This window comes from Pseudonocardia sp. Ae150A_Ps1, from assembly GCF_001932315.1.
Taxonomy (GTDB): Bacteria; Actinomycetota; Actinomycetes; order Mycobacteriales; family Pseudonocardiaceae; genus Pseudonocardia.
Genome location: NZ_MCIJ01000001.1, coordinates 198,748 through 224,767 on the forward strand (window position 1 = coordinate 198,748; position 26,020 = coordinate 224,767).

Genomic DNA, 26,020 nt, shown 5'->3' on the forward strand with positions numbered 1-26,020 from the left:
CGGTCCTGCTTCCTGCGCCCGGAGGGGCGCGATCGGTGGCATCGGCTGCACCGCGGGGAGCGACCGCCGCCCGCCTCCGGCCGCGGCCGGTCCGTCGAGTCTGACCCGCGGCCCGCCCCCGCGTGTCGCGGCCGACCTGGTCGGGTGACACCCGGAGGGGTCGAGCCGCCTACCCGAGCGCGATCGCCCGCCCCGCCTCGCGCCCGGAGAACAGGCAGCCGCCGAGGAACGTCCCCTCCAGCGACCGGTAGCCGTGTACCCCGCCCCCGCCGAACCCGGCGACCTCGCCTGCCGCCCACAGCCCCGGTACCGGCGAGCCGCCGCCGTCGAGGACCCGGCCGGAGAGGTCGGTCTGCAGCCCGCCGAGGGTCTTGCGGGTGAGCACGTGCATCCGGACGGCGATCAGCGGCCCGGCGGCCGGGTCGAGCAGCCGGTGCGGCGGCGCCGTGCGGGCGAGCTTCTCACCGAGCGTGCGGCGCGCGTTGTGGATCGCCATGACCTGCAGGTCCTTGGTGAAGGCGTGGTCCATCTGCCGGTCGCGGGCCACCACCTGACGGCGGATCGCGTCGACGTCGAGCTCGGGGGTGCCGCCGGTGAGGCGGTTCATCCCGGCGACGAGCTCGTCGAGGGTGCTGGCGACGACGAAGTCCGCCCCACGTTCCATGAAGGCCTCGACCGGCGCGGCCGCGCCGGGCCGGACCCGGCCGAGCGTGGCGCGCACGTCCTTGCCGGTGACGTCGGGGTTCTGCTCGGACCCGGAGAGCGCGAACTCCTTCTCGATGATCTTCCGGGTCAGGACGAACCAGGAGTGCTCGTACCCCGTCGCGCGCAGCGCCCCGAGGGTGCCGCGGGTGTCGAAGCCGGGGAAGTTCGGCGCCGGCAGCCGCCGTCCGGTGGCGTCGAGCCACAGCGACGACGGACCGGGGATGATCCGGATGCCGTGGTTCTCCCAGACCGGGGAGTGGTTCTGCACGCCCTCGGTGTAGTGCCACATCCGGTCGGAGTTCACGATCCGCCCGCCGCTCCGCCCGGTGATCGCGAGCATGCGGCCGTCGACGTGCGCGGGCACCCCGGACACCATGTGCGACGGCGGCGTCCCCAGCCGGTCGGGCCAGCTCGCCCGCACGAGGTCGTGGTCCCCGCCGATCCCGCCGGAGGTGACGAGCACCGCCCCCGCGCGGACGGTGAACTCGCCGATCACGTCCCGGTTGGTCGCGGCGCCCCGCTCGGCACCGTCCGGGGCGAGCACGGCGCCGTGCACCCCCTCGACGACCCCGTCGGTGAGGGCGAGCTCGTCCACCCGGTGCCGGAACCGCAGCGTGACGCGGCCGGCGTCGGCGGGCGCGCGGACCCGCCGGACGAACGGCTCCAGCACACCCGGCCCGGTGCCCCAGGTCAGGTGGAAGCGGGGGACGGAGTTGCCGTGCCCGTCGGCGAGGTGCCCGCCGCGCTCGGCCCAGCCGACGACCGGCAGCCACCGCACCCCCTGCTCGTGCAGCCACGCCCGCTTCTCACCGGCCGCGAAGTGCACGTAGGCCGTGGCCCACTGGCGGGCCCAGAAGTCCTCGCCGGACGGGTCGTCGACGCCCCGGTCGAACGCGGCCGACCCCAGCCAGTCCGACAGCGCCAGGTCGGCCGAGTCCCGGATCCCGGTGCGCCGCTGCTCGGGGGTGTCCACCAGGAACAGCCCGCCGAGCGACCAGAACGCCTGGCCTCCCAGGTTCTGCTCCGGCTCCTGGTCCAGCACGATCACCGAGCGCCCGGCGTCGGCGATCTCGGCGTCGGCGACCAGCCCGGCCCCGACCACGATGACATCGGCGTCCATGGCGCGATCCTGCACGATCGGAGCTACCCACGGGTAGGGCGGATCCGCCGGGCATGCTGGACGCCGTGACCCCGCATCCCTCCCCGGCCGATCACACCGCCGCCCGCGAGTCCCTCTGCACCTGGTCGCGCCGGATGGTGCGCGACGGCCTGGTCGTCGGCACGTCGGGCAACCTGTCGCTACGCACCGGCGACCTGATCGCCGTCACACCGTCCGGGGTGGACTACGAGACGATGGCCCCGGCCGACGTCGTGCTGGTCGACGACGCCGGCACGGTCGCCGCCGGGGACCGCGAGCCGACCAGCGAGCTCGCGCTGCACCTGGCCGCGCACGCCCGCCCCGGCACCACCGCGGTCGTGCACACCCACTCGCCGGCGGCGGTCGCGACGTCGCTGCTCGTGGACGAGGTCCCCCCGGTGCACTACCAGCTCGCCATGTTCGGCGGGTCGGTGCGGGTCGCCGGGTACGCGCCGTTCGGGAGCGACGAGCTCGTCGCGAACGCCGTCGCCGCGCTGGGGGACTCCACCGCGGTCGTGCTCGGCAACCACGGCACGCTCCTCCTCGGCGACACGCTCGGCGCCGCCTACGACGGCGCGCGCCAGCTCGAATGGCTCTGCGAGGTGTGGCTGCGCGCCCGCGCCGTCGGCGAGCCCCGGCTGCTGTCCGCCGCGGAGATCAGCGAGGCGGTACGGCGGTTCGCAGCGCAGAAGCGGCGGGTGCGGGCGACCACACCCGGGACTCGGTGACCACCGCCGTCACGAGGTCGTGCGGGGTCACGTCGAACGCCGGGTTGTAGACGGGGGTGCCGGGCAGCGTGACCAGCGCCCCGCCGTGCCCGCGGACCTCGGCCGCGTCGCGCTCCTCGACGACGATCCCGTCACCGGTCGGGGTCCCCGGGTCGACGGTCTCCTCCGGTGCCACGACCACGAACGGGACACCGGCGCGGGCCGCGGCGCAGGCCAGCATGTAGGTGCCGATCTTGTTCGCGACGTCGCCGTTCGCGGCGATCCGGTCGGCCCCGGCGAGCACGACGTCGACGAGGCCGCCTGCGATCGCGGCGGGCCCGGCGGAGTCGACGCACAGCCGGTGCGGCACCCCGGCCCGCGCGAGCTCCCAGACCGTCAGCCGGGCGCCCTGCAGCAGCGGCCGCGTCTCGCAGGCCAGCACCTCGGCGAGCGCACCGCGCTCGTGCAGCCGCAGGATCGCGCCGAGGGCGGTGCCGACGGCGCCGGTGGCGAGCGGTCCGGTGTTGCAGACGGTCAGGGCACGGAGCGGCCGGTCCGGGCACCGCTCCTGCAGCAGGTCGGCGGCGCGGCCGGCCGCGGCCGCGTTGGTGCGGGCGTTGTCGCCGGCGGCCGCGCGCGCCTCGGCCAGCACCGCCGTGGCGCCGCCGTCGAGCGCGCCCAGTGCCCGCCGGACCCCGAGCGAGAGCGGCACCGCGGTCGGCCGGGCCGTCGCGATCCGCTCGGCCGCCGCCCGTACGGCGGCGACGGCGACCGGGGTGGCGGTCCCGTGCACGTGGGCGGCCAGCGCGACGCCGAACGCACCGGCCAGCCCCAGGCTCGGGGCTCCCCGCACTGCGAGCGAGCGGACGGCGTCGATCACGCCGTCGACGGTGGTCAGGTGCAGGTGGGTGGTGTGGTGCGGCAGCGCCCGCTGGTCGAGCAGGACGACGGCCGGTCCGCCGTCGCTCTCGTCCGCCCAGTCCACGATCCGCATCGGTACCCCTCCCGGCCCCGGGCCGGTGCCGACGCCCCTCGCGACGGTACCCGGCCTCAGCGCCTGGGCGGGGCGACGCGGTAGACGGCACCGGCGTCGTCGTCGGTGACGTAGACGGCGCCGTCCGGGCCGGTGACGGCCGCGACGGGGCGGCCCCAGCGCGCGCCCGACGGGTCCTGGAACCCGCCGACCAGCGTCTGCTGCGGTCCCATGCGGCCCTCGGCGTAGGGGAAGAACGCGACCTCGGGCGCCCGCGGCGGGTCGGCGTTCCACGACCCGTGCACGCCGGCCAGCGCGCCGCCGCCGAACGGGGCGGGGAGCGCCGTGGAGGTGAAGGCCAGGCCCAGCGGGGCCGAGTGCGCCGGGAACGCCTGCTCCACCGGTGCGAGCGACGCGCAGTCCAGCTCGCGGCCGCCCGGGTTCATCTCGGCGTCGGCGACCTGCGGGACGTCGGTGAAGTCCTGCGCGCTGCCCTGCACCCCGGGATCGGTGTCGGGTTCCGGGTTGCAGTACGGCCAGCCGAGGTTCCGGCCCGGCGTCAGCTTCGCGAGCGACTCGGCCGGGTGCGCGGTCACGTACTCGTCGATCACCTCGCCGAACGACGAACCGGTGGCGTCGCCGTAGGGCCGGTCGTAGGGGTAGGGCACGTTGTCGCGGGCGTTGACCGCCGACCACACCGCGCCGTCCGGAGCGACCGCGAGCCCGGTCCCGTTCCGCACGCCGACGGCGAACGGCTCGGCAGGCCCGCCACCCGGCGGCACCCGCAGGATCGACGCCCGCGGCGGAGTGGCGTCGAGGTCCTCCACCGAGATGTTCCCGGTCGAGCCGATCGACACGTAGACCGCGCCGTCCGGACCGGCCGCGACGGACTTCAGCTCGTGGCCGTAGGCACCGCGCAGGTCGGGGCTGTTGGCGTCGGGCAGGCCGTCGGCGACGACCTGCTCGCCGGTCGCCGCGCCGCCGGCGTAGGACCAGGACGCGACCCGGTCCGACTCGGCGACGTAGAGCGTCGCGCCGTCCGGGGAGAACGCCAGCCCGTGCGGCTGGGTGAGGCCCTCCAGCAGGGGGCGCTGCCCACCCGAGGGGTCGAGGAGCAGGACCCGGCCCTCGTCCGGGACCGACACCAGCAGGTTCCCGTCGGGCGTCCACGCGGCGAGCCGGGCGTTCGGGACGCGGGCGAACACCGACATGGTCCAGCCCTGCGGGACCAGTGCCTCGCGGGGCTGGTCGAACGGCCCGGTCGCCATCCCGTCCGGCACCGCGACCTGCGCCGGGACCAGATCCGCCGCGGCCGCGCCGACCGGTGCCTCGCTGCCCGACACGGCGTTGGTGACCGGGTTCGGGCCGGTGCCGCAGGCAGCGACGACAGCGACGACGGGGAGGCAGGCGAGTGCGGCGAGCCGGCGGCGGGTGTGCCGGAGCGGCCGGGAGGGACGGGTCGGGGGCCCGGGCCGCCGAGCCCGGTCGTGCGCCGTGATCCGCATGATACGGACGTTACGGGCGGGACGGCCGGGCCGCGCGGCGGGCCCGGCATCCGGGCCCGCTCCCGCTGCGCCGCACCGCCCGCCGGGTCAGGATCGGGGCATGCGCCTGACGCTGCACGCCCGCGGACCGCAGCCCGCCGACGACGTGTGGGAGCGCTACGCCGTCCCGGCCCGCTGGCCGGAGTGGGCGCCCTACATCGTCGGCGTCGACTGCTCGGACCCGCGGATCCGGGCGGGCTCCACCGGCCACGTCCGCGGCCCGCTGGGCACCCGGGTCGCGTTCGCGGTGACCACGGCCGACGAGGACGCCCGCACCTGGGCGTGGGACGTGGCGGCCGGCCCGCTGCGCCTCTCCCTCGGCCACGGGGTGCGGGCGTCCGGGCGGGGGACGCGCACCTGGCTGACGGTGGACGGGCCGGCCGCCGTCGTCCTGCCCTACGCGGTGCCGGCCCGCGTCTCGCTGGAGATGCTGGTCCGCCGCCCGGCCTGAGCGAGGTGGTCGCGGGCCAGCGCGGCGAACCGCTCCGGCACCTCGATCTGCGGCATGTGCCCCACCCGGCCGAAGACGTGCGTCGTGACGTGCGGCAGCGCCCGCGCCGCCGCCCGCAGATGCGCGACCGGGAGGATGACGTCCCGCTCGCCCCAGACGACGAGGGTCGGCCGGGGCGCCCGCGCGGCCGCCGCGAGCAGCGCCGTGCGCCAGCCCGCCCGCACACCGCGGATCGTGCCCAGCTCGGTGGCGATCTCCAGGAAGGTCTGCGCGAACTCCGGCCGCCGCCCGATCTCCAGGCCGCGCCGCACCCGATCCTCGGTGACCAGGGACCGGTCCACGAACAGCGAGCGTTCGGTCTGCCGGGCGGCGCGCTCGTCGAACCGGCCCATCAGGAACCGGCCGAGCACCGGCACCCCGAGGATGCGCAGCGCCGGTGTCACCTCGGATCCGAACCCGGCCGGGTCGGCGAGCACCAGCGACGCGACCCGCTCGGGACGCCGCACCGAGATCAGCAGGGCGACCGCGCCGCCCAGCGAGTTGCCCATGACGTGCGCCGGGCGGGTCTCGCCGAGCGCGTCGAGGGTCGCCACGGCGGTGTCGGCGAGCTTCTCCATCGTGGCCGGGCCCGGGACCCGGTCGGAGCGCCCGAACCCGGCGAGGTCGGCCGCGAGCACCCGGTACCCGGACAGCAGGTCGTGCTGGGCGTCCCAGTCCTCCAGGCTGCGCCCGATGCCGTGCAGCAGCAGCACCGGCTCGCCCGCGGGGTCGCCGGACTCACGGACCCGGATGCGGGTGCCGCCGACGTCGACGAGCCGGGTGGCGGGCAGCGCGTCCCCGCTCACCGGGCACCCGCCGTCGCCGGCCGTCGCGCGGAGGCGCCGAGCAGCCGGGAGAGGAGCGTCATGCCGTGCGCCGGTGCGATCCGGGCCAGCGCGTCCGGGATCCGTGCGCTGGCACCGATCAGCAGCCGGGGCCTGCGCTTCGCGACCGCCTCGACGATCAGCTCGGCGGCCCGGTCGGCCGGGAAGGTGAGCAGCTTGTCGAAGTCCCGCTGGCCCTTCTCCGCCTCCGCGGCGGGGATGTTGACCCCGACCCGCGCCGAGCGCGCGATGTTCGTCCGGATGCCGCCGGGGTGCACCGTGGTGACACCGGCACCGACCTGCGCGAGCTCGGCACGGAGGACCTCGGAGAAGCCGCGCAGCGCGTACTTCGACGACGAGTAGGCCGACTGCCCGGGCGGCCCGATGAGGCCGAATAGGCTGGACACGTTGACGACGTGCGCGCCGGGGCGTGCGGTGAGCGCCGGGAGGAGGGCGTGCGTGAGCCGGACCGGTGCCCGGAAGTTGACGTCCATGACCCAGTCGAACTCGTCGAGGGTCAGCCGGGCGAAGTCGCCGCCGAGCGCGACGCCGGCGTTGTTGACGAGCAGCCGGACCTCCGGGTGCCCGGCGCGGATCCGGCCGGCGAGCGCGTCGACGGCGTCGCGGTCGGCGAGGTCGACGGTCTCGGTCGTCACAGACAGGCCGGGGTGCCTCTCCCGGATCGCGGTGGCGACGGTCTCGAGCCGGTCGCCGTCGCGGTCGGCCAGGACGAGGTCGCTGCCGCGTTCGGCGAGGAGCCGGGCCACGTGCTCGCCCATGCCACCGGCGGCACCGGTGACGACGGCGGTGCCCTCGGCGAAGCGGAACGGGGTGCGGCTCACGAGGCCACCTCCTGCGTCTCGGTGGGGGCGTCGGCCGCGATGCCGGCGACCGACGGGCGGGGCACCGCGGCGGACCGGGCGCCGACCGCGGACGCCGGGGTGAGCAGCATGTCCTTCTTCAGGTCGGCGCGGCCGAGCCCGACGGCGTCGAGGAAGAAGTTCTGCCGCAGCCGCCACGGGTCCGTGCGGCCCTGCCGCGGGAAGAGGTGCTCGGAGCGCTTGACGTAGCCGGACGCGAGGTCCAGCAGGGGGCGGTCCGGCGAGACCGTGGGCGCGGGGGTCGCGACGGCGACGCGCTCGCGGTCCATCATCCCGAGCAGGCGCGGCACGTAGCGGGCGACGAGGTCGGCCCGCAGCGTCCAGGACGCGTTGACGTAGCCGATGCAGAACGCCAGGTTCGGCACGCCGGAGAGCATCAGGCCGCGGTAGGTGACCGTCTTGCCGATGTCGACCTGCTCGCCGTCGACGTGGATGGTCATGCCGCCCAGCGGCTTCAGGGACAGCCCGGTCGCCGAGACGACGACGTCGGCGGGCAGCTCCTCACCGGAGCGCAGCCGGATCCCCTTCTCGGTGATCCGGTCGATGTGGTCGGTCACGACCGAGGCGCGCCCTGCGTTGATGGATCTGAAGAAGTCGCCCTCCGGGATCACGCACAGCCGCTGGTCCCACGGTTCGTAGCTGGGGGTGAAGTGCCGGTCGACGTAGGACTCGTCCTTGAGGAACTTCAGGGCGAGACCGCGCAGGACCTTCTTCACGCGCTCCGGGCGGCGGCGGGCGAGCTGGTAGAACGCCTGGGTCAGCGTCACGTACTGCAGCCGCAGGATGTGGTGCGCGACCTTCGCGGGCAGGTACTTCCGCAGGCGGTCGGCGATCGGGTCGGTGCTCGGCAGCACCGTCAGGTAGGACGGCGAGCGCTGCAGCATCGTCACGTGCTCGGCCTGGTCGGCCAGCGACGGGATCAGCGTCACCGCGGTGGCGCCGGAGCCGATGACGACGATCTTCTTCCCGGCGTGGTCGAGGTCCTCGGGCCAGAACTGCGGGTGCACCCAGGTGCCGGCGAAGTCCTCGCGGCCCGGGAACTCGGGCTGGTAGCCGGCGTCGTAGTCGTAGTAGCCGGAGCACATGAACAGGAACGCGCAGGTGTAGGTGCGCGGGCCGTCGGCGGTCTCGGTGCGCACGGTCCAGAGCGCGGCCGCGGAGTCCCAGGAGGCGCCGACGACGCGGTTGCCGAACCGGATCCGGTCCAGCGCGCCGTACTCGCGGGCGGTGTCGACGATGTAGCGCCGGATGTCGGCGCCGTCGGCGATGGACTTGCGCTCGCGCCAGGGCCGGAACGGGTAGGCGAGTGTGAACATGTCCGAGTCGGAGCGGATGCCCGGGTACCGGAAGAGGTCCCAGGTCCCGCCGACGTTCTCCCGGCCCTCGAGGATCGCGTAGTCCTTGCCGGGGAGCTCCTGCTGGAGCCGGCAGGCGGCACCGATCCCGGACAGACCGGCACCGACGATGATCACGTCGTGGTGCTCGGGCCCGGCGGTGGCGCCCGGCCCGGGCGTCGCGGTGGGCTGCGTCATTCCAGCGGCCTCCTGTCTGCGCTGTTCGTGCACCGTCTGCGGTGATGGTGTTCGCTGCGGTCGATTCTGCCCGTAACCTACTGCGGGTAACTTGACTGTGCGCGACAACAACTTACCCTCGGACGACATGGGGACGGGATCGCTCACCCGGGCGAGAGCGCTGCGCGGCCTGCCCGGGCTGGTCGACGAGCTGGGCGGGGACGGGGCCGCGATGCTCGACCGGTTCCACATCCCGGCCGAGGCCGTGGACGGTGCCGACCCGGACGCCCTCGTCCCGACCCGCGCGGTCGCACTCGTCCTCGAGACCGCGGCCGCGGAGCTGGACTGCAGCGACCTGGGCCTGCGCCTTGCCGAGCGGCAGGGGCCGGAGATCCTCGGGCCGCTCGCCGTCGCCGTCCAGAACTCGCCGACCCTGGGCGCCGCGCTCGACTGCGCCTCGAAGTACCTCTACGTGCACAGTCCCGCGCTCCGCATCGCCGCCGTGCCGGACCCGGAGCACGTCGCGGGGGTCACCGGCGTCGAGTACGGCAGCACCGAGCGCCTCCCGCCGCACGTGGCCGACCTCGGCGTCGGCGTGCTGCACCGGATCATCGGGCTGCTGTCGGGGGGCGGGTACGGGCTCCGCTCGGTACACCTGCCGCACCCGGCACTCGCTTCCGAACGGCGTTACCGCGAGTTCTTCGGCGCAGAGGTCCGGTTCGACCGGCCGACCGCGGTCCTCCGGGTGCCCGCCGACCTGCCGCGCCGGCCGCTCGACGGTGACCAGGCCGTCCGCGACATCGCGATCGAGTACCTGGAGACGCACTTCGACCGCCCGGACCGCCGGGTCACCGACCGGGTCCGGACGGCGGTCGACCGGTCGCTCGGGACGGGCCCGGTCCGGATCGGCGCGGTCGCACGGCTGCTGCGGGTGCACCCGCGCACCCTGCAGCGCCACCTCGCCGCCGAGGACACCACGTTCGAGCAGATCGTCGACGACGCACGGCGGGACACCGCCGAGCGCCTCGTCACCCGCTCCGACCTGCCCTTCACCCAGATCGCCGCGATGGTGGGGCTGGCCGAGCAGTCCGCGCTGACCCGGGCGTCTCGGCGCTGGTTCGGCGTCCCGCCCCGGACGCTGCGCAAGGCGGGACCGGTGCTCCCGGGGCGCTGAGTCGCCCGGATGTCGTCAATCCGGTGGTTGAGAACCGCGGGACGTCGTGACGGGTCTCCGCAGAATGCCGTACGGTCCCCGGTCGACCGGTGTTCCCTTTCGGCCCCGACGCCACTCCCGGCGCTTCCGTCGCATTTCACCGGCTACGCCGGAATAGGGTTCGAATGAACGGTGTCTGCTGTCGACGAATCGTCGCGACACCGATGAATGGTTTCGGTCCTGCAATCGAGTGAGTTGTTCCGGCGCCGCGAAACGGCCCCGCTCCGGCCGCCGAGTCCGGCGATCGGAGGCGGCGATCGGCACCCCTCCGCCCACGCGTTGGGCGGATCCGGGCCGGAGCGGACTCCGGGGGCCGTCGACGGCGGTCCTTCCGCACCGAGAAGAAGGTGGATCACGATGGGTGATCACTGGGGTGGCTGGTGGAACGGCCACGACGACAAGGACGACGACTGGGGAAGCTGGGGCGGCTGGGGTGGCTGGGGCGACTGGCACCGCAAGCACGACGACGACGATGACGACAGCTGGGGAAAGGGGTGGGGCGGCTGGGGCAGCAACTCCGACTGCTGAGCCCGCACCGGTGCTAGGTCGATGACGTGGGCGGTGGCCCCGATGTCCCTGGACCTCGGTCTACGGGCCACCGCCTGCCCGGAGCGTGACGTACGGGACATGACGTGCAGGGACGAGCGGAGGTGGGCGTGCGACGACGGGCGGGTGCGGTGCGGGAGCGGCTCCGGGAGATGCTGCGGCCCGGCGAGACGGCCGAGGGGCTGGTGGAGCCGGTCCCGGCGAAGACCGTCGTCGAGATCTTCCGCAGGTTCGCACCGGACGTCCGTCCGTTCCGCGGGTGGCTGTGCCTGACGTTGTTCTTCATCGTGGTGACCCCGGCGCTCGAGGCCGCCGTCATCTGGATGTTCAAGGTCCTCGTCGACGACGTGCTCACTCCCCGTGATTTCGGCGCCTTTCCCCTCGTCGTCGCCGGATATGTCGGACTGACCCTGCTCGGCGGGGTCGTCGGATTCTTCGATCAGTACCTCGCGGTCTGGATCGGACAGAACTTTCTCCGGCGGATGCGGACCCGGGTGTTCGCGCACCTGCACACGCTGTCGGTCGGATTCTTCGACCGTCGCCGTCTCGGCGACATCCTGACTCGCCTGTCCGGTGACGTCGCGACGATCGAGGCGCTGCTGCTCGCCGGAATCGCACAGGCGCTCTCCGCCCTGATCAAGATAGGGATCTTCGGCGGCGTGATGTTCTACCTGAACTGGCAGCTCGCGGTGATCTCGATGATCGCCGTCCCGTTCTTCTGGCTGATCGCCCGCTCGTTCTCCCGCCGGATCAAGCTGGCGTCGCGCGAGGTGCGCCGGCGCAGCGGTTCGGTCAACGTGGTGGCCGAGGAGAGCCTCGGCAACGCGATCCTGGTGCAGGCCTACGGCCGGGAGGGCGCCGAGGTCGACCGGTTCGACGAGCAGGCACGGGGCACCGTGCGGGCCCAGCTCGCCGCGGCCCGGATCGCGGCGATTTTCGGACCGACGATCGACCTGTTCCAGGTCGTCGGGGTGATGACGGTCGTCGGCGTCGGGATCTGGCAGCTGTCGCTCGAGCAGATCAGCCTCGGCGGCCTGCTGGCGTTCCTCATCTACCTGTCGCAGCTCTACGGCCCGGTCCGGGGCCTGGGACAGCTCTCGAACACGGTCTTCGCCGCCGCCGCCGGTGCCGAGCGGATCGTCGAGCTGCTCGACCAGGAGCCGGACGTCGCCGTCCCGGAGCACCCGGTACACCTGGCCCGGCCGCGCGGCCTGCTCCGGCTCGACGGTGTCGGGTTCCGCTACCCGGAGTCCCGCACCGAGGTGCTGCACGACATCGGGTTCACCGCCGCACCGGGGGAGACCACCGCGATCGTCGGCGCCAGCGGGGCCGGCAAGACGACACTGATGAAGCTGCTGCTCCGCTTCTACGACCCGACCGAGGGCCGGATCACCCTGGACGGTCACGACCTGCGGGACCTGGACCCGCACGCGCTGCGGGGGGCGGTCGCGATCGTCCTGCAGGAGACCCTGCTGCTCGACGGCACCATCGAGGAGAACATCCTCGCCGGGCGCCCGGACGCCGACCACGCCGCGGTCGTCGCGGCGGCCCGGGCCGCCGACGCCCACGAGTTCGTCAGCGCCCTGCCCGACGGCTACGAGACCAGGGTCGGGCAGCGTGGCCGCCTGCTCTCGGGGGGCCAGCGCCAGCGGATCGCGATCGCCCGCGCGATGGTCCGCGACGCCCCCGTCCTGCTGCTCGACGAGCCCACCGCGAGCCTCGACGCGGAGGCGGGGGAGCGGATCCTCGCCCCGCTGCGGCGGCTCATGGCGGGCCGCACGACGGTCGTCATCTCGCACAACCTGCTGACCGTGGCCGACGCCGACCGGATCGTGCACGTCGACCACGGCCGCATCACCGAGGCCGGCACCCACGACGAGCTGATGCGGGCCGACGGGCGCTACGCCGACCTGTACCGGCTGCACCACCGCCCGTCCGAGCGACCGCAGCGGGTCGTGCGGGTGCCCGGCACCTCCGACGTCCCGGGCGGCGCCCCCCGCAACGGCCGTCACCGGCGCGCCGAGGTGCCGCCCGGCCCCGAGCCCGCCCCACACCCCGTTTCCCATCCGGTCGAAGGGACCACCTCATGAAGATCGTGTGCGTCGGCGGGGGACCCGCCGGCCTGTACTTCGCCCTCTCCGCCAAGCTGCGCGACGCCGGACACGAGATCACTGTCCTCGACCGCGATCCGCCCGGCGCGACCTACGGCTGGGGTGTCGTCTACAAGGACAACCTGCTCGACACCCTCTACCGCAACGACGCCGAGAGCGGCCGCAGGCTGCGGGCGGTGTCCGCGCTGTGGCAGGAGCAGGAGATCCGGATGCGCGGGCGGACCGCCTACCTCGGCGGTTACGGCTACAGCGTGGGCCGGGCGGCCATGCAGCGGATCCTCACCGAGCGGGCCACCGACCTGGGCGTCGAGGTCCTCCACGAGCAGGAGGTCGCCGAGCCGGCCGACCTTCCGTCCGCCGATCTCGTGGTCGCCGCGGACGGCGCGAACAGCCGGGTGCGCACCCTCTACGGCGGCGCGTTCGGCACCACGGTCCGGACCGGCGGGAACCCCTACATCTGGCTGGGCACCGACCGGGTGTTCAGCACGTTCGTGTTCGACTTCGTCGAGACCCCGTCGGGGTGGGTCTGGTGCTACGCCTACCCGACGAGCTCCGGGACCAGCACCTTCATCGTCGAGTGCCGGCAGGAGACCTGGGACGGCCTCGGGCTCGCCACGACGACCCCCGCGGAGAGCACCGCGTTGATGGAACAGATCTTCGCCGGGACGCTGAGGGGGCACCGCCTGATCGGCTCGTCCCGCGGTGAGCCGGCGCAGTGGCGGCACTTCCCCGAGGTGGTCAACGAGCGCTGGCACCACGACGGCGTCGTCCTGGTCGGCGACGCCGCCCACACCACCCACTTCACGATCGGCTCCGGCACCCGGCTGGCGATCCTCGACGCGGTGTCGCTCGCGCACAGCCTCCTCGGGCGGCCGGACGACCTGACCGGTGCCCTGAACACCTACGAGCGGCAGCGCCGGCGTCCGCTGCAGCAGACCCAGGCGTCGGCGCGCAGCAGCATGGCCTGGTTCGAGCAGATGGACCGCTACACCGACCGGGACGTGGCCGACTTCGCGGCCGCGATGTGTGCCCGGCTGGGGCCGATGCCGCCGTGGCGTTACCGCAGCCATCGCGCCATCCAGTACCTGCCGGTCCGCAAGACCCGGCGCTGGTACGAGACCGGCAGGCGGACCTGGTTCGCCGTCCGCCGCGGTGAGCCCGTCGGGCACCGGACCGGTCCCGAGCGCACGACGGTCGTGCCCGGTGCCCCGGCCGCCGGTACCCCGCGGCGGCGAGCGGGCCCGGCCCGCGGGACCGCGCCGGCGTCGGGGACTAGCGGGTCCGCATCTCGTAGCGGCGCTCGGCGTAGTCGAGGTCGTCGCGCCACAGCCTCGTCGCGGCCTTCGCCATCGCCGGCCGCAGCGCCGGGGCGATCCGGGAGGCGACGGCGAACCCGGGACGCTCCGACCCGGCGACGACGGCCTCGATCACCGACGTCCGGGGCCGCCCGTCGCGGCCGGGCCCGCGCGGCGTCGCGTGCGTCTCGACGACGCTGCCGACACCCTCGCCCTCGACGATCCGCATGACGACGGTGCGCGGCTCCGGGCACACGAACTCGGCCCGCACCGGCACGCCGAGGCCCGGCCCGACCTTGAAGGTGACGGTGACGAGGAACCGGTCGTCGGACTCGGTCACGTCGGTGACGGCCGGCGCGGACTCGACGTCGAGCCGCTGGAACGAGTACGGGTGGAACCACGCCCCGTGCCAGGGGTCGAGCCGGTTCGCGACGATGTCCTCCGGCTCGCAGACACCGGTGAGCGTGGTGACCGCGTCCAGCGTCCGGCCGGCGGGGCGGGCCGGGACGACCGGCGCGTCGCTCGGCTCCTCGCCGCCGAGCTCGTCGAGCCGGATCCAGACGAGCACGCCGTCGTCGTGCGCGGGGTGCAGGGCCCAGCCGGGGCCGGTGCGGGCCCCGAGCCGCAGCCCGTGCCAGCGGCAGACCAGCTCGCCGCAGTCGACGGCGGCGAGCGCCATCGGCGCGCCGAGGTGCGGGCAGGCGCCGGGCCCGATCCGCACGTCACCGTCCTCGTCGCGCCAGGCCACCAGCTCGGCGCCGCCGACCCGGGTGCCGAACGGGCGGTCGGCCCGGATCTCGCGGCTCGCCGCGAGGACGAACCAGTTCCCGGACCGGCGGGCCTGGGCCCGCTCCAGCGCCGCGGCGATCAGCTTCGGGTCGGCGCCGGCGTAGGTCGGCTCCTGGCGGGCCCACTGCGACGACGGCAGCGGCTGCAGCGGCCAGGTGCCCGGCCACCGGTCGGTGAGGCGGGACAGGAGGGTCATGGCGGCTCCTTCGCAGGTCGGCAGGGTCAGCGGGACCGCATCGCGTACTCGGCGGCGCGCCGGAGCGGGCCGAGCCGCCCGCCGGTCGGGACGGTCTCGAGGGGATGCCCGGCGAGCCCCCAGCCGGCGAGCAGGCGGTTCGCCGCCTGCCACCCGGTGGCGGCCGCCCGCTCCATGAGGGCGACGGGCAGGTCGATCCGGATGCCGTCGCCGGCGAGCACCAGCCCGTCCAGCGGGGTCGCGACGGTCGGGCGGCGGGCGAAGTCGCCCACGCCGAACATCGGGCAGTCCGCGCGCCACTGCACGAGCTCCCCGGTGATCCGGGCGTCGGCGGTCTCCGGGTACAGCTCGTGCAGCCGGGCCAGGCACCGCGCACGCAGGTCCGCGGTCCAGGCGGCCTCGTCCACGCCGTCGGGTACCGCCGCGGAGTAGGCGTGCAGCTCCACGACCGACCCGCCGTGCCGGGACGCCCAGGACGCGGCGTCGCGCTCGTAGCGGTCGAGCACCGAGACGTTGTCGAGGGGGTCGAGCCCGCCGGTGCCCAGGAACGGCGGCCGGTCCTCGCGCACCGGGCGGTCCAGCCAGAGGCGCTGGACCAGGAACGGCGGCGCGCTGCCGAGCGCGGCGACGTCGTCGCGCCAGTGCTGCACCGCCTCCGGGTCACCGAGGCCCGAGTCCGCGGGCCCCAGGTCCGGCGACGCGGCGACGATCTCCCGCAGGCCGCGCACGTCCGTCGCGAGGACCACGGCGTCCACGGTGGACGAACCGGTGGAGGTACCGCCGGACGAATGATTCACGTGGAACCGTCCACTCGCGACGTCGCGCTGCACCGACGAGACCGCGACGCCCGTCCGGAACGAGACACCTCGGGTGGAGAGGTAGTGCCGCAACGGCTCCCAGAGGGCGGCGTCGAACCCGTCGTCGGGGACGTCGAACATCAGCCCTTCGGAGGAGCCGAGGAAGTAGATGTGAAACATCGTCGCCAGCTCGGCGGCCGACATCGTCGACGGCGGGGCGAAGAAGCTGCGCGAGAACACCTCGAACGCCAGGTGCCGGGCGGCGGGCGGGAAGTTGATCGACTCGAGGAAGCTCTGCGCGTCGACGTCGTCGATGGCCTCGTAGATCCCCGGCACCGAGACCGCCGCGAGCGGCGCCGCGGCGCGGGGATCGAGCCGCAGCAGGTCCGACGGCCGGAACGTCGGGCTGCGCAGCGCGAACAGCACCGCGTTCCAGGGCGGGGTGCGGGGGAGGCCGCGGAACGTGTCGCGACGCCCCTCGGCGTCGACCAGCGGGTAGTCGGCCAGCGGGACGAGGTGCTCGAGGCCCGGGTCACCGCGCCGGAGCAGGTTGCGCAGGTTGTAGTACTGCCGGAAGAACGCGTGGAACCCGCGGCTCATCGCGACCGGCGAGCCGTCCGGCAGGGTGTCCGACCAGCCGCCGACCCGCCCGCCCAGGTAGGGCTCCCGCTCCAGGACCTCGACGGCGACGCCGCGTTCGGCCAGCCCGGTCGCCGCGGCGAGCCCGGCGATGCCGGCGCCGACGACGGCCACCCGCGGCCGGCGCCCGAGCAGCCCCGCGTCGCCCAGACCGCCCGCCGCGGGGTGCACCACCCGCCGCGGGTCGACCGGCCGCACGCTCACGTCCGGGACCCGAGCACGGTGTGGACGACGCCGTTCTGCCAGCCGGTCATCGTCTCGGAGTGCACGGCGTCGAACCCGGCCGCGCGCATCCGGTCGCGCAGCCGCCCGACGCCGTCGAAGGTGTTCACGCTGCGCCACAGGTGCCGGTACAGCGCGGTCTCACCGGTCGTCACCCGGCCCAGCGGGACGATCACGCCCCAGCAGACCGCGTGCCAGACCGCGCGGGCGCGCGGGGAGTCGGCGACCGAGTACTCGTGCAGGGCGAGGGTGCCGCCCGGGCGGAGCAGGTCGTGGAAGCGGCGCAGCTGGGCGTCCGGGTCGTCGAGGTTGCGCAGCAGGTAGGCGGCGAGGATGCCGTCGAACGGCCCCTCGACGCCGTGCTCGGCCATGGTCTCGGCGGTGCTGTGCACGAAGGTCACCGAACCGGGCCACGGCTTGGTCCGGGCCCGCTCCAGCATCCCGGCCGACGCGTCGACCGCGACGATCTCCGCGCGCGGCGCGACGCCCAGCAGCGCGGCGGTCGAGGCACCGGTGCCGCAGCCGGCGTCGAGCAGCCGCAGGCCGGCGCCGTCGCGGGGCAGGCGCATCCGGGCGGCCGAGGCGCGCAGGTGGTCGTGGTAGCCGGGGTTCATGCCGACGAGCCGGTCGTAGTCACCCGCGCCGTCGTCGAAGTGGGTGGGCACCTCGGCCCGGGGCAGGCCGGCCCGGCCGACGGTTCCGGTGCGGGACGGGGCGGGGACGTGATGGTCGGCCATGGACCGGAGCGTAGGACCGTGCCGCCGGCCGGGGGAGCGCGGGGACGTCCCGCCGGCCTGCCTGCCGGGAGCTCCGGTGCTCATCGCACTATCACCCTGTCCCTCAAGAGATCCGGTCGGCACAGCGGACCGCCATCGCCCGCAGCACCCCGGCGACGTCGTCACCCAGGTGGCCGTCGTCGACGGCGGCCTCGACCAGGCGCAGCGCGCCCGCCACCCGGGTGGAGATCAGCTCCTCGACGCGGCGGCGGGCCCCGGTCGCGTCGATCAGCTCACGGGCGGCGGCGACGTCGACGGGGCCGTCGTCGGTGTCGGAGCCGTGCAGCAGGGCGTCGAGACGGGGCCGGGTGGCCGGTCCGGCGAGCTCCCGGGCGAGGACGACGACGCTGGTCGCCTTGCGCTCCGCGAGGTCGTCGCCGGTGGGCTTCCCGGTGGCGTCGGTGCCGAACACGCCCAGCACGTCGTCGCGCATCTGGAAGGCCTCGCCGACCATCGTGCCGTAGTCACCGAGCAGGGCGACCAGGTCGTCCCCGCCGCCCGCCATCGCGGCACCCAGTTCGAGCGGGCGGCGCACCGTGTAGTTGCCCGACTTGCGGCGCAGGACGTCCATCACCTCGTCCAGGGTGGGGACGCGGCGGGCCTCGTTGAGCAGGTCGGCGAACTGGCCCACGGCGAGCTCGGAGCGCATCGCGTCGTAGCGCGGCCAGCCCCGGTCCAGGGCGTCACGGGGCAGCCCGCTCTCCCGCATGGCCTGCTCGGCCCACACCAGGCAGAGGTCACCGAGCAGCACGGCACCGGACTCGCCGAACCGGTCGGGGCAGCCCGACATGCCCTGTCCGCGGTGCCAGGCGGCGAGCTGGACGTGCACGGTCGGGCGGCCGCGCCGCAGCAGCGAGCCGTCCATGACGTCGTCCTGGAGCAGGGCGAAGGCGTGCAGCAGCTCCAGCCCGGTGACGGCGTCGAGGGCCGCAGGGCAGTCCGGTGCGGCCGCCCGCCAGCCGAGGTAGCCGAACATCGAGCGCAGGTACTTGCCGCGGCCGACGAAGTCGGTGAGCACCCCGGCGAGGAACTCCGCGCCCTCCATCGAGTGCACGTGCTCGGCGCACCGGCGCCGCACGGTCTCCTCGACCCGGTCCCGGACGCGGCCGCGGACCTCGTCGGTCCACGAGGGAGCCGGCGCGACCGGCGGGGACGGTGGGCCCTCCTCGGGCCGTGCCCGCCCGCGCTGCCCCGCCCGTTCCGCATCGACGACCATCGCGACCTGCTCCCGCCGTGACCGGGGCCCCCAGGGGCCCGTGTGGGTGTTCCGGACGGTGTGTCCGGACCGGGCGGGCGGCATCGACGGTGACGGCCGGCTCCGCGCCGGGTCCGGCCGAGACTATGGCCGCGGCCCCGTTCGTGCCCGCCGAATCGGACATCCGTACCCCGTGGGGCTCAGGGCAGCCGCAGGAACGACCAGGCCGTCAGCCAGGCCGTGCCTGCGGTGAGCGCCATCGCGCCCGGCACGTGCACGACCAGGCCCGGGAAGTCGCCGAACCATGCCTGGACGAAGGTGAACGCGAACAGGACGACCGCCAGCGCCGACGGCCACCAGGGCCCGCCCCGGGCGAGCAGCACCCAGAGCGCAGCGGCCGCGGCCAGACCGGTCACCACGTGCAGCACGATCGCCCCGGTGCCGTGCGGGCCGACACCCCCGCCCGTGAACAGGCCCGCGGCCGTGACGAACTGCCAGGCGAGCACGACGAGCGAGGCGACGGTCAGTGCGCGGAGGGCGACGACGGGCGCCGTCGGCGACGAGGCCGGCGCGACGTGCCGGTTCGGCGTGGACATACGGGGCTCCCCGGGTGGTGGTGGGTGCGGTTCGGTGATCACCGAGTGTGCCCGAGGACGGGGTGCCCGCGACGGACGGATCAGACGGCGGAGCCCGATCGGACACGAACCGCCCACGGGGTGAGGAAGTCCTGCGCCGGGTCGAGCGTCCGGCCGGCGACGACCTCGAAGTGGTGGTGCACGAAGTCGTGCAGCGCGGCCTGGTGACCGCCGTCGTCGGGGGTGGTGAAGGCGTCGTCGAGCCAGCCGCACTCGCAGCCGGCCCGGAACCCGGTGTACCCGGCGTCCGCCGCCCGGACGTCGGTCCAGATCCCGGTGTCCCGGCCGTCGGAGGTGCGGGCGCTGACGAAGCCCTCGTGGTCGTCCGACCCCGGGATGTCGACCGGTCCGATGTAGAGCACGTCGACGATGGTCCGCGATGATCGATTGCGGGCAACCCTGCCCGGGCCCGGTGGAGCCCGCCACGCGCCCGGCGGTCGACGACGCGCCCGGCGGTACACCCTCCCGGGCGACGGACGACCTGTCACGCTGTCGGGGTGGACGGCGAGACGGTGCTCGCCGCGGCCACCGCCGAGGCGGCCGCGGAGTTCGGGGACGACCTGGTGGCCGCGTACACGCTCGGCAGCCTCGCGCACGGCGGGTTCGCGCCGGAGGTGAGCGCCGTCGATCTCGCGCTGGTCCTGCGCAGCACCGGCGACGGGACCGCGGACCGGGTCCGTGACGTCACCGCCCGGACCCGCGGCCGGGCCCCCGGGGCGCTCGCGGACCGGCTCTCGGTCTTCTGGGCCGATCCCGCGACCGTGCGCCGCGGCGGTGCGGCGACCCCCGCGCGACTGCCCGCGGTGGACCGGCTCGACCTGCTCGAGCACGGGGTGCTGCGGCACGGCACCGACGTCCGCGACGGCGCCGTCGCACCCGGTCACGCCGAGCTCGTCGCCGCGTCCGCGGAGTTCCTCGCCGGCCGGGCCGACGACGCGTGGCTCGCCGGGATCGCCGACCCGGCCGGGCTGCTGGACGGCGGGGCGCGCGCCGTCACGAAGGCGGTGCTCTTCCCGGTGCGGTTCCTGCACACCCTCCGGACCGGCGACATCGGCCGCAACGACGCCGCCGTCGCGTCCTACGACGGGCCGCACACCGCGTTGGCGACGGCGGCGCTGCACTGGCGGGACGGCGGCCTGCCCGACGCGGACGTCGCGCTCGGCCTGCTCACCGCGCACCTGGCCCCGCTGTACCGGGAGTGCGTCGACGCCTACCTGGCCGCGCTCCCCGCCGCCGACCCGTCGGCCGCCGGGCTCCGGTCGCTGCGGACGGCGCTCGGCGGGCCCGCGACCGGGCCCGGCGGGGTGTGACCGCGGGGCCGTCCCGCCGCGGCGGTCAGCGGGACCGCGACCGCCCGACGAAGGCCCCGATGCCGGTGACCGACCGCCCGACGACGAGTGTGTTGATCTCCTTGGTGCCCTCGTAGGAGTACAGGGCCTCGGCGTCGTTGAAGAACCGGCCGACCTTGTTCTCCAGCAGGATCCCGTTGCCGCCGAACACCTCGCGGGCACGGGCGACCGAGTCGCGCAGCATCAGCGTGGCCTGCCGCTTCGCCAGCGCGGCCTGCTCGTCGCGGAACGTCCCGTCGTCCTGCATCTGCGCGATCCGCACGGCCATGCCCAGCGAGGCCGTGACGTTGCCGAGGATCGACACGAGGTGGTCCTGCACCAGCTGGAACGCGGCGATCGGCTGCCCGAACTGGACGCGGTCGACGGCGTAGTCGCGGGCGAGCTCGTACACCCCGGCCATGGCACCGACGGCGTTCCAGGCGACCCCGCCGCGGGTCACCCGCAGCACCCGGTTGGTGTCGGCGAAGCTCTGCGCGCCGGGCAGCCGGTTCGCCTCGGGGACCCGCACGCCGGTGAAGGTCAGGTCGGCGTTCTGCACCGAGCGCAGGGCCAGCTTGCCCTCCATCTTGGTGGCGGCGAACCCGGGCATGTCCTTCTCGACGACGAAGCCCTTCACGGCGTCGTCGGCGACGTCCCGGGCCCAGACGACGACGAGGTCGGCGAACGTGCCGTTGCCGATCCAGCGCTTCGCGCCGTTCAGGACCCAGGCGTCGCCGTCGCGCTCGGCGGTCGTCTCCAGCCCGCCGGCGACGTCGGAGCCGCCGTGCGGCTCGGACAGCGCGAACGCGCCGATCCTCTCCATCCGGCGCATCGCCGGGAGCCAGCGCTCCTTCTGCTCCTCGGAACCGCACAGGTCGATCGAGGTCAGCGCGAGTCCCGCGTGCACGCCGAAGAACGTCGCCATCGACGGGTCGATGCGGGACAGCTCCATCGACACGAAGCTGGTGAGCAGCCGGGAGCGCGCGGGGCGGTCCGGCCAGTCCCGGGCGAGGCCGACGACGTCGAGCTCGGCGAAGCCGGGGATCAGCTCGTGCGGGAACTCCGCGCGGTCCCAGTAGTCGTCGGCGATCGGGGCGATCCGCTGCTCGGCGAACCGGCGCACCCGGGCCAGGATCTCCGTGTCGGTGTCGTCGAGCAGGCCGGCGTAGCCGTAGACGTCGGCGGGAAGCGGGTCCAGCACGGTCATGACGGGTCCTCCTGTGTGGTGGCGGTGGGGTGCGCGGCCGGGGCCGTCCCGGCGGCGAGGACGTCGGCGGCCCTCATCGGGCCAGCACCCCCGCCTCGACGAGCTCCTCGATCTGGGCGTCGGTGCGGCCCAGCTCGCGCAGGACGTCGGCGCCGTCGGCACCCAGCTGCGGGGCCGGGCGGCGGAGCCCGGCGGGGGTGCCGGCGAAGCGGACCGGGAAGCCGATGGAGCGGTAGCGGCCCTCCGTGGGGTGGTCGGCCTCGGCGAGGATCCCGCCGCCGGTCACGTACGGGTCGTCCTCCGCGTCGTCGCCGGACAGCACCGGCGCGAACGGGATCGAGTGGTCGGCGCACAGCTCTCCCCACTCGGCGGTGGTGCGCGACGGGGCGAGCTCGCCGATCAGCGCGTACAGCTCGGGCTGGTGCCGCGAGAGCGCCTCGGAGCCGGCGAACCGCTCGTCGGTGGCGAGGTCCTCGCGGCCGGCGGCGCGGAAGAAGTCGGCGATGTTCGCCGGGGTGTAGGGCAGGATGCAGGCCCAGCCGTCGGCGGTGGCGACGGCCTCGTGCTTCTCCGCCATCGACCGGTTGAACCCGGTCGGCCCCTCCGCGGGGACGAACGTGTGCCCGGACAGGTGCTCGACCAGGTTGAACGCCAGCAGGGTGTCGGTCATCGGCACCTCGACGAGCTGCCCCTCGCCGGTGGCCCGCTGGTGGATCACCGCGGCCAGCGTGGAGTAGGCGATCGTCAGGGCGCAGACCTTGTCGGCGAGGATCGTCGGCGCGTACGACGGCGTGCCGGTCGCCCGGCGCATCAGGTCCACCATCCCGGAGGACGCCTGCACGATCTCGTCGTAGGCGGCGCGGTCGGCGAGCTCCGAGTCGCTGCGGAAACCCTGCGCACGCACGTGGACCAGGCGCGGGAACCGCTGCGACACCGCGTCGGGGGCGAGCCCCAGCCGGGCCAGCGCCCCGGGGCGCATGTTGGTGACGAGCACGTCGGCGGTGCCGAGCAGGTCGTCCAGGACGGCGCGGCCCCCGTCGGTCTTGAGGTCGAGGGCGAGCGAGCGCTTGTTGCGGTTCACGTTCAGCGCCAGCGCCCCCATCCCGGGGTGGCGCTGCGGCATCGTGCGGCGCGTCATGTCGCCCGTCGGCGGCTCGACCTTGATCACCTCGGCGCCCATGTCACCGAGGATCTGGCAGGCGTACGGGCCCATCACGACCGAGGCCAGATCGATCACGCGCAGCCCTTCGAGTGCTCCCGCTGTGCTCACGTCCCTCACGTCCTTCCGTCGGGGTTCTCGCTCCGCACAACATCAGCATGGCTACCGACGTTCCCTGATGCGAGTTACGCTTACCTAAATGCGTAATCATCACCGGACCGTGGACCGGGTGGCCGCGCTGCTGGAGGCCGCGGCGCGCCGCCCGGGCGGGAGCACGCTGTCGTCGCTGGCCCGCCGGGTCGGGGCACCGGTGTCGTCCGTGCAGAAGCTCGTCGACGGCCTCGTGGCCACCGGATACCTCGACGAGCGGGACCGTCGCTACACGCTCGGGCCCGCGCCGTGGATGCTCGCCGCCCGCGCCGGCGTCCCGCCGGTCCCCGCGGTCCCGCACGACGCGCTGGACCACCTCGCCCGGGTGACGGGCCTCCCGGTGCTGCTGGCCGCCCGGATCGGCGACGACGCCGTCTACCTGGACTGGGCCGGTGCCGACGAGTCGTTCGACGTGGCGCTGTCGGCGCGGGTGCGGGCGCCGCTCCCGGACACCGCGGCCGGGCGGGTCCTGCTCGCGCACCTGCCGCCGGAGGAACGCAAGCGGATCGCGCTGCACGCGCACGAGGGCGACCCGGCGGCGGCCGCCGCGCTGCTGGAGACCTGTGCCCGGATCCGGGAGGCAGGCGGGGAGCGCGGCGCCAGCGGGACGTTGCTGCCCGGGGCCGCGGCGGTCGCGGTCCCGCTGCGCCGCGAGGGCCGGGTGACGGGTGCGCTGTCCGCGGCCGCCCCGCACGCCGGCGAGGTCCCGGCGGGCGTCGCGCAAGCGCTGGCCGACGCCGCCGACGCGTGGTCGGGCTGAGGCACCTCCGGGGTGTTTGTCCGGGGTCTCAGCGGGAAGGCGGATGGTGATGCGAAACATCTGGATCCGAGACCTGAACGACAGCGCCGGCCCGTTCGCGACCGTGGTCATGGACGCCACGCACGACACGGCCGACGCGACCGAGCAGTACCGGCTGCGGTGGCGCGACCTGCGCGAGCGGCTCGTCGACGCCGGTGCCGACGACGCGACGCTCGCGGTGCTCGACGAGGCCGTGACCGGCGCCGGCGCTCCCGACGGCACGGCGGGCCGGCTGCTCGTCGCCGACTCCGCCCGCGTCCTGCTCGACCGGCACTGCGAGGTGCCGCCGGAGCGTGGCACCGCGAGCTGGGGGCCGGTCCCCGACCTGCTCGCCGTGCTCTCCTCGGGCGGTGACGAGGTGCCGACGGTCGTGGTCGCGGTCGACCGGACCGGCGGTGAGATCCGCGCCGTCGACGGTTCGGTGGAGACGGTGAGCTCGGACGCGACCGGACCGGTGCACAAGGCGAACACCGCAGGCCCCGGCGAGGGTGGCGCCGACGCCCGCGTGGAGGAGACCTGGAAGCGCAACGCCCAGGCCGTCGCCGAGCGGGTCGACAAGCTCGTCCGCGGCGGCAACGCGGGACTGCTCGTGGTCGCCGGGGACGCACCGGCCCGCGCCCGGCTGCGCGACGAGCTCGCCCCGGCCTCGGCCGAGATCATGGCGGAGATCGAGAACACCGGCGGCACGGTCCCCGAGCAGGTCGACGACACCGTGCGCGCCGCCGCCGACGACGTCCGCGAGCAGCGCCGGGTGACCGCGGTGACCAGCTACGCGACCGCGTCGGGCCGCACCGACGGCCTCGCCGTGACCGGGCTGTCCGGCGTCGCCGCGGCCGCCCGCGCGCACGCCGTGGAGACGCTGCTGGTCGATCCGTCGGCGGTGCCGGGGACCGAACTCCTCGTCGGAACGGACCCGACCGCCGTCGCCGAGCGGGCCGACGAGCTGCTCGCCGGCGGGCCGGAGACCTCCGGGCCCGCCGCGGACGTGCTGGTGCGGGCGGTCGTCTCCGCGGACGGTGACGTGGTGCAGGCCCGCCCGGGCGACGACGTCACCCTCTCCGACGGCATGGGCGCGATCCTGCGCTTCCCGGTCGGCCCGGCCGCCTGACGCTCCGTCCGGCATGATCGGGAGTCATGAGCGACGAGCGCAGTGCGGCGACCGGCGAGCGGATCGAGGCGGCACGGGTGGTCGACGCGTCGCCGTCGGCGATCTTCGCGGTGCTGCGTGACCCGCGCGGTCACGTGGCGATCGACAGCTCCGGGATGCTGATGTCGGCAGAGGGCGAGCCGGTCACGGCGACGGGGGACAGGTTCCTCGTCCACATGGACCGCGAGGCTCTCGGTGACCGGCCGATGGGGCGCTACGACGTGCACGTCGTGATCACCGCCTACGAGCCGGACCGTGAGATCGCATGGACCATCGACGGCACCATGCGGCCTCCGGTCGGGCACGTCTACGGCTACCGGCTGGAGCCCGCCGGGGAGGGCGCCACCCGGGTCGTGTCGTACTGCGACTGGTCGGACATCCACCCGGACTATCGCGGGCTCGGGTTCCCGCTGATCTCCGGGGAGGCGCTCAGGGCGACCCTGGGCATCCTGGCGCGCACCGTTCAGGACCGCTGACGGGCCCCGCCCCGCCGACGTCCGAGCCACCACCCGCGCAGCACCGGCCACGACGCGCAGGCCCACAGCGCCCACGCCACCAGTATCGGCTGGAACACCAGGCGCAGCGCGCGGGCGCCGTCGGTGTCGAGCCCGAACGCGGCGGTGCCGGTCAGGTACTGCGACACGTTCCCCGGGAACACCAGCACGAACAGCGCGGCCACGGTCAGGCCGGTGGCCGGGCGGACCCGCGCCGGAGCCACGAGGACCGCCGCGCCCAGGGCGATCTCGACGAGCCCGGAGACCAGCACGATCACGCCCGGGGCGGGCAGGAACGGTGGGACCTGCGCGCCGAACTCGGCGGGAACCAGCAGGTGGGCGACGCCGGCGGTCACCAGGAAGGCGCCGAGCAGCAGGCGGGCGGTGGTGCGGAGCATCGGTCGGTCCTTCCGGTTGCGGGGGCCGGATCCCGAACTTTTCCGGCCCGTGTGGGTTACCGCGGTCGTGTGCGGGTATCCCGAAGACCTGACGACCTCGGAACCGGGCCGGATGCTGGGGAGCCTTCCGGTCCGTCGCCCCGGGGTCCGG

At 74.9% G+C, this 26,020-nt stretch carries 24 protein-coding genes and 1 pseudogene; 10 read left to right on the forward strand and 15 right to left on the reverse strand.

Features of this window, described 5'->3' with window-relative positions:
• Nucleotides 1-169: 169 nt before the first annotated feature.
• Nucleotides 170-1,825, reverse strand: coding sequence for an FAD-binding dehydrogenase (locus tag Ae150APs1_RS00825; protein ID WP_075295088.1), 1,656 nt, complete (start codon nt 1,823-1,825; stop codon nt 170-172).
• 53 nt (nt 1,826-1,878) lie between these two features.
• Here Ae150APs1_RS00825 and Ae150APs1_RS00830 point away from each other — a divergent pair, with 53 nt between their 5' ends.
• Nucleotides 1,879-2,571, forward strand: coding sequence for a class II aldolase/adducin family protein (locus Ae150APs1_RS00830; RefSeq protein ID WP_075295090.1), 693 nt, complete (start codon nt 1,879-1,881; stop codon nt 2,569-2,571).
• On the opposite strand, the gene mtnA is transcribed toward Ae150APs1_RS00830, so the two are convergent.
• Nucleotides 2,501-3,544: an S-methyl-5-thioribose-1-phosphate isomerase gene (mtnA, locus tag Ae150APs1_RS00835; RefSeq protein ID WP_075295092.1), complete on the reverse strand. Its 1,044-nt coding sequence runs from the start codon at nt 3,542-3,544 to the stop codon at nt 2,501-2,503. The genes Ae150APs1_RS00830 and mtnA overlap by 71 nt on opposite strands.
• Before the next feature lie 56 nt (nt 3,545-3,600).
• Nucleotides 3,601-5,028, reverse strand: coding sequence for an SMP-30/gluconolactonase/LRE family protein (locus tag Ae150APs1_RS00840; RefSeq protein WP_075295094.1), 1,428 nt, complete (start codon nt 5,026-5,028; stop codon nt 3,601-3,603).
• Between the two features lie 100 nt (nt 5,029-5,128).
• On the opposite strand from Ae150APs1_RS00840, the gene Ae150APs1_RS00845 reads away from it, so the two are divergent.
• Nucleotides 5,129-5,518 carry a polyketide cyclase gene (locus Ae150APs1_RS00845; RefSeq protein ID WP_075295096.1) on the forward strand — a complete coding sequence of 130 codons (390 nt, stop codon included), beginning with the start codon at nt 5,129-5,131 and terminating at the stop codon, nt 5,516-5,518.
• Here the strand turns inward: Ae150APs1_RS00845 and Ae150APs1_RS00850 are convergent.
• Genes Ae150APs1_RS00850 through Ae150APs1_RS00860 form a run of 3 tightly spaced genes read right to left on the reverse strand, consistent with a single transcriptional unit; the run spans nt 5,464 to nt 8,794 of the window.
• Complete coding sequence (locus Ae150APs1_RS00850) at nt 5,464-6,363, reverse strand: alpha/beta fold hydrolase (RefSeq protein WP_075295098.1); 900 nt, start codon at nt 6,361-6,363, stop codon at nt 5,464-5,466. The genes Ae150APs1_RS00845 and Ae150APs1_RS00850 overlap by 55 nt on opposite strands.
• Nucleotides 6,360-7,223 carry an SDR family NAD(P)-dependent oxidoreductase gene (locus Ae150APs1_RS00855; RefSeq protein WP_075295100.1) on the reverse strand — a complete coding sequence of 288 codons (864 nt, stop codon included), beginning with the start codon at nt 7,221-7,223 and terminating at the stop codon, nt 6,360-6,362. The genes Ae150APs1_RS00850 and Ae150APs1_RS00855 overlap by 4 nt, the downstream gene beginning before the upstream one ends.
• A complete protein-coding gene (locus tag Ae150APs1_RS00860; protein WP_010231407.1) occupies nt 7,220-8,794 on the reverse strand; it encodes an NAD(P)/FAD-dependent oxidoreductase in 1,575 nt (524 codons plus the stop codon). Before Ae150APs1_RS00860 ends, Ae150APs1_RS00855 begins: the two co-directional genes overlap by 4 nt.
• Nucleotides 8,795-8,921: 127 nt before the next feature.
• On the opposite strand from Ae150APs1_RS00860, the gene Ae150APs1_RS00865 reads away from it, so the two are divergent.
• From Ae150APs1_RS00865 to Ae150APs1_RS00875, 4 genes and pseudogenes are all read left to right on the forward strand, one after another.
• Nucleotides 8,922-9,947: an AraC family transcriptional regulator gene (locus tag Ae150APs1_RS00865; protein WP_010231405.1), complete on the forward strand. Its 1,026-nt coding sequence runs from the start codon at nt 8,922-8,924 to the stop codon at nt 9,945-9,947.
• 396 nt (nt 9,948-10,343) lie between these two features.
• The gene (locus Ae150APs1_RS31810) at nt 10,344-10,514 is read left to right on the forward strand and encodes a hypothetical protein (protein ID WP_168170477.1); all 171 of its coding nucleotides are present in this window, start codon (nt 10,344-10,346) and stop codon (nt 10,512-10,514) included.
• A 128-nt stretch (nt 10,515-10,642) separates the two neighbouring features.
• Nucleotides 10,643-12,622: an ABC transporter ATP-binding protein gene (locus tag Ae150APs1_RS00870; protein WP_349289861.1), complete on the forward strand. Its 1,980-nt coding sequence runs from the start codon at nt 10,643-10,645 to the stop codon at nt 12,620-12,622.
• Nucleotides 12,619-13,518 (forward strand): annotated as a pseudogene (locus tag Ae150APs1_RS00875) (FAD-dependent monooxygenase); the annotation flags it as partial. The gene Ae150APs1_RS00870 and the pseudogene Ae150APs1_RS00875, both read left to right, overlap by 4 nt.
• 397 nt (nt 13,519-13,915) lie before the next feature.
• Here Ae150APs1_RS00875 and Ae150APs1_RS00880 read toward each other — a convergent pair.
• The 6 genes from Ae150APs1_RS00880 to Ae150APs1_RS00905 all read right to left on the reverse strand — a co-directional run bounded on the left by Ae150APs1_RS00880 (nt 13,916) and on the right by Ae150APs1_RS00905 (nt 19,549).
• Entirely contained in the window at nt 13,916-14,923 is a 1,008-nt protein-coding gene (locus Ae150APs1_RS00880) for a DUF5914 domain-containing protein (RefSeq protein ID WP_075295106.1), read from the reverse strand.
• 26 nt (nt 14,924-14,949) lie between these two features.
• Complete coding sequence (locus Ae150APs1_RS00885; RefSeq protein WP_249266519.1) at nt 14,950-16,533, reverse strand: FAD-dependent oxidoreductase; 1,584 nt, start codon at nt 16,531-16,533, stop codon at nt 14,950-14,952.
• A gap of 26 nt (nt 16,534-16,559) precedes the next feature.
• On the reverse strand, nt 16,560-17,318 hold the full coding sequence (locus tag Ae150APs1_RS00890; RefSeq protein WP_075295108.1) for a class I SAM-dependent methyltransferase: 759 nt from the start codon (nt 17,316-17,318) through the stop codon (nt 16,560-16,562).
• A 103-nt stretch (nt 17,319-17,421) separates the two neighbouring features.
• On the reverse strand, nt 17,422-18,573 hold the full coding sequence (locus Ae150APs1_RS00895) for a polyprenyl synthetase family protein (protein ID WP_075301534.1): 1,152 nt from the start codon (nt 18,571-18,573) through the stop codon (nt 17,422-17,424).
• Nucleotides 18,574-18,752: 179 nt separating this feature from the next.
• A complete protein-coding gene (locus tag Ae150APs1_RS00900) occupies nt 18,753-19,148 on the reverse strand; it encodes a hypothetical protein (protein ID WP_010235763.1) in 396 nt (131 codons plus the stop codon).
• A gap of 80 nt (nt 19,149-19,228) precedes the next feature.
• The gene (locus Ae150APs1_RS00905) at nt 19,229-19,549 is read right to left on the reverse strand and encodes a hypothetical protein (RefSeq protein WP_075295109.1); all 321 of its coding nucleotides are present in this window, start codon (nt 19,547-19,549) and stop codon (nt 19,229-19,231) included.
• A 135-nt stretch (nt 19,550-19,684) separates the two neighbouring features.
• Here Ae150APs1_RS00905 and Ae150APs1_RS31815 point away from each other — a divergent pair, with 135 nt between their 5' ends.
• Nucleotides 19,685-20,497 (forward strand): hypothetical protein, encoded by an 813-nt coding sequence (locus Ae150APs1_RS31815; protein WP_075295110.1) that lies wholly within the window; start codon nt 19,685-19,687, stop codon nt 20,495-20,497.
• Between the two features lie 25 nt (nt 20,498-20,522).
• On the opposite strand, the gene Ae150APs1_RS00915 is transcribed toward Ae150APs1_RS31815, so the two are convergent.
• Nucleotides 20,523-21,722, reverse strand: a complete 1,200-nt coding sequence (locus Ae150APs1_RS00915) for an acyl-CoA dehydrogenase family protein (RefSeq protein WP_060572114.1) — start codon at nt 21,720-21,722, stop codon at nt 20,523-20,525.
• 73 nt (nt 21,723-21,795) lie between these two features.
• Nucleotides 21,796-22,992: a CoA transferase gene (locus tag Ae150APs1_RS00920; protein ID WP_256385564.1), complete on the reverse strand. Its 1,197-nt coding sequence runs from the start codon at nt 22,990-22,992 to the stop codon at nt 21,796-21,798.
• A gap of 88 nt (nt 22,993-23,080) precedes the next feature.
• Between Ae150APs1_RS00920 and Ae150APs1_RS00925 the strand changes: the two genes are divergently transcribed.
• From Ae150APs1_RS00925 to Ae150APs1_RS00935, 3 genes are read left to right on the forward strand one after another with little or no spacing between them, the layout of a single operon-like run.
• Nucleotides 23,081-23,791 (forward strand): helix-turn-helix domain-containing protein, encoded by a 711-nt coding sequence (locus tag Ae150APs1_RS00925; protein WP_083679859.1) that lies wholly within the window; start codon nt 23,081-23,083, stop codon nt 23,789-23,791.
• A gap of 43 nt (nt 23,792-23,834) precedes the next feature.
• Complete coding sequence (locus Ae150APs1_RS00930) at nt 23,835-24,938, forward strand: Vms1/Ankzf1 family peptidyl-tRNA hydrolase (protein ID WP_139320370.1); 1,104 nt, start codon at nt 23,835-23,837, stop codon at nt 24,936-24,938.
• Between the two features lie 26 nt (nt 24,939-24,964).
• Nucleotides 24,965-25,453 carry an SRPBCC family protein gene (locus Ae150APs1_RS00935; RefSeq protein ID WP_075295113.1) on the forward strand — a complete coding sequence of 163 codons (489 nt, stop codon included), beginning with the start codon at nt 24,965-24,967 and terminating at the stop codon, nt 25,451-25,453.
• On the opposite strand, the gene Ae150APs1_RS00940 is transcribed toward Ae150APs1_RS00935, so the two are convergent.
• On the reverse strand, nt 25,441-25,869 hold the full coding sequence (locus Ae150APs1_RS00940) for a hypothetical protein (protein WP_075295114.1): 429 nt from the start codon (nt 25,867-25,869) through the stop codon (nt 25,441-25,443). The two genes, Ae150APs1_RS00935 and Ae150APs1_RS00940, sit on opposite strands and share 13 nt — an antisense overlap.
• Nucleotides 25,870-26,020 lie beyond the last annotated feature (151 nt).